This window comes from Phycisphaerae bacterium (assembly GCA_035384605.1).
In the GTDB taxonomy this organism is placed as follows: domain Bacteria; phylum Planctomycetota; class Phycisphaerae; order UBA1845; family PWPN01; genus JAUCQB01.
Window position 1 is genome coordinate 1 of the sequence record DAOOIV010000104.1, and the last position, 2,807, is coordinate 2,807.

The following is a 2,807-nucleotide window of genomic DNA, read 5'->3' on the forward strand; positions in this document are numbered from 1 at the left end:
CCCGGGCATGGTGGTCGCGGCGATGCTCAAGATCGACCCGGAGTTCGGGCGCAAGAAGGCGGAAGCCGCCAAGCGATGAGTTCGTCGCATCGCCGCGTCGAAGGCACGATTGGCAATAGCCCGGCGGTTCACTGATGGGATAAGGCGGCAACCATGTTACGTGAAGTTCCGCAGGGGCAGTCAATTCCTTAGTCGCCTCGCGTGGTTGCCGGATTGTGTTTTCCGCCGGCTCGGGGCTACAATGGATGCATGAGCGACACAGACAACACAACCAAGGCCTCGTCTTCGCGGGTCGGCGAGCGGAAATGGCTCTTCTGGGCGGTGATGCTGGTGGCGCTGGCCTCCGTTTTCATTTACAGTAATCGACCCGTCCCGCCGTCGGCTGTCGAGTGGGTTGCGGACTTCGAGGCCGCCAAGGCCAAGGCGGCCGAATCGAACAAGCTGCTGCTGATGGATTTCTACGCCACGTGGTGCGGCCCCTGCAAGGCGATGGACCGTCAGGTTTTTCCCCGAAGCGAAGTTGCTCAAGCCCTCGGCAACTGGGTGGCGGTCAAAATCGACGTTGACAGACAGCCACAAATCGCCCGTGACTTCAGCGTGGATGCGATGCCTACGCTGGTCGTTCTTACCCCCGCTGGGGAGTCCATTGCCCGCGCTTCCGGGTATATGGATGCCTCGGACTTTATTGATTGGATCGTTCGGGCCGAAAAGATTTGGGCCGAAAAAGCGCGCCCAGCGGCACCAGCCGGCTCGTGACCTCTCAACAGTGCCCGCGCCGGCGGCACAGCGTTACGAAAACTGAATGGTGATGAGGCCATCGAGGCCTGGCCAGAGCGTTTGGCTTGCGGCCGACGCTGCGGTATCGTTACGCGCGGCTTTCAGGAGGATTCATCATGCGCGTCCCGTCTCTCATTGTCGCGACTGTCATATCAGCGGTCACCGCTCTGCCGATCGGCCTGCAAGCGGCCGAGAGCCGCCCCAACGTGGTTTTGATCATGACGGACGATCAAGGCTACGGAGACTTCGGCTGCACCGGCAACCCGGTGATACGCACGCCTCATATCGACTCGCTCTATGCCGACAGCGCTCGGATGACCGACTTCTACGTCAGTCCGGTGTGCACGCCGACGCGGGCATGTCTGCTGACCGGCCGGTACAACTATCGCACGCGGGCGCTCGACACCTATATCGGCCGGGCCATGATGGAACCTCAGGAGGTGACGATCGCCGAGGTTCTTCGCGACGCGGGTTACGCCACCGGGATTTTCGGAAAGTGGCACTTGGGCGACTGTTATCCGATGCGGGCGATGGATCAGGGCTTTGAGGAATCGCTGGTTCATCGCGGCGGGGGCATCGGACAGCCATCCGACCCGCCCGGTGGCGAGGGCAAGTACACCGACCCCATCTTGTTTCACAACGGTCATCCCGAGCCGCAGAAGGGCTACTGCACCGACGTCTACTTCGACGCGGCCTTGAAGTGGATGAAGGCTTGCGTGGAGCGCAAACGCCCGTTCTTCGCTTACATCCCCACGAATGCTCCCCACGACCCGCTGCACGACATCCCGCAGCAGATCTACGAGCGTTACAAGGCCATCGATCTGTCACCTGTGGTGCTGACCAGGGACGGCGGCAAGCCCACGAAGGAGGAACTCGATCGGGTTGCCCGCGTTTTTGCCATGATCACCAACATCGACGAGAACGTCGGCAAGCTGGTGGCGGGTCTCGACCGACTGGGCGTGGCGAAAGACACCATGGTCATCTTCCTGACGGACAACGGCCCGGCCAGCCGGCGGTATGTCGGTCCGTTTCGGGGTACCAAGGCAGATGTACATGATGGCGGTGTCCGCACGCTGCTGCTGGTCCGCTGGCCGGGGAGATTGAAGGCCGGTCACACCTCGGACCGCATTGCCGCTCACATCGACATCCTGCCAACGCTGCTGGAGGCCTGTGGCTTGCCGGTTCCGAATGGACTCAAGCTCGATGGTCGGAGTATCCTGCCGCTGCTGGAGGGCCGGCAGGTCGATTGGCCGGACCGCACGCTCTTCATCCAGACGCATCGGGGCGACGTGCCGATTCTTTATCATCACTTCATGGCCCGCAACCAGGATTGGAAGCTGGTCAATGCGTCGGGTTTTGCACACGAGGAATGGGCCGGCCCGCCGCAGTTCGAGTTGTATCGCATTGTGGAAGACCCCCGCGAGGAGAAGAATCTCGCCGCCGAACGTCCTGAGGTCGTCGAGCAGTTGAAGAAGGAGTACGAAGCCTGGTTCAGGGATGTCAGTTCGACGCGCCCGGACAATTACGCTCCGCCGCGGATCCATATCGGAACCACACATGAGAACCCGGTCACGCTGACGCGCCAGGACTGGCGGCGGGTTGACTCCGACAAGAGGGGCTACGGCGTCAGGGGTAAGTGGCTGCTGCACGTGGCGAAAGCGGGCTCATATCGAATGCTGATGCGTCTGCAACCGGAACCGGCGGCCGGACAGGTCAGACTGACGATCGGCGGGTACGAAAAGACGGCGCCCGTCACGGCCGATGCCAAGGAGATCGTCTTTGAGGGCGTGTCGCTGTCGGAAGGCGATGTAGAGCTCCGGGCAGACGTTACCCGCGGCGACAAGGCCGTTGGCCCTTGGCAGGTCGACGTGAGCTGGTAGCTTTCGGGTGCCCCATCTCGTCTTCGAGATGGGGGAGTGATGATCGAGCCCGCTCGCCCCGGAATCTCGCTCGCGCCGGAATCTCGCTCGGCCCGGAATCCTTTCCGGGCCGCATCTCGAGGCGGAATCCCTTCCGCATTCTCTCACGAA

2 protein-coding genes are annotated in these 2,807 nt (G+C 62.1%); both read left to right on the top strand.

Translation table 11 applies throughout. The annotated features are described in order from the left end of the window. Positions 1-249: 249 nt before the first annotated feature. On the top strand, positions 250-756 hold the full coding sequence (locus PLL20_17620) for a thioredoxin family protein (GenBank protein ID HPD31814.1): 507 nt from the start codon (positions 250-252) through the stop codon (positions 754-756). 137 nt (positions 757-893) lie between these two features. Continuing rightward, positions 894-2,657, top strand: coding sequence for an arylsulfatase (locus PLL20_17625; protein HPD31815.1), 1,764 nt, complete (start codon positions 894-896; stop codon positions 2,655-2,657). The last annotated feature ends 150 nt before the right edge of the window (positions 2,658-2,807 follow it).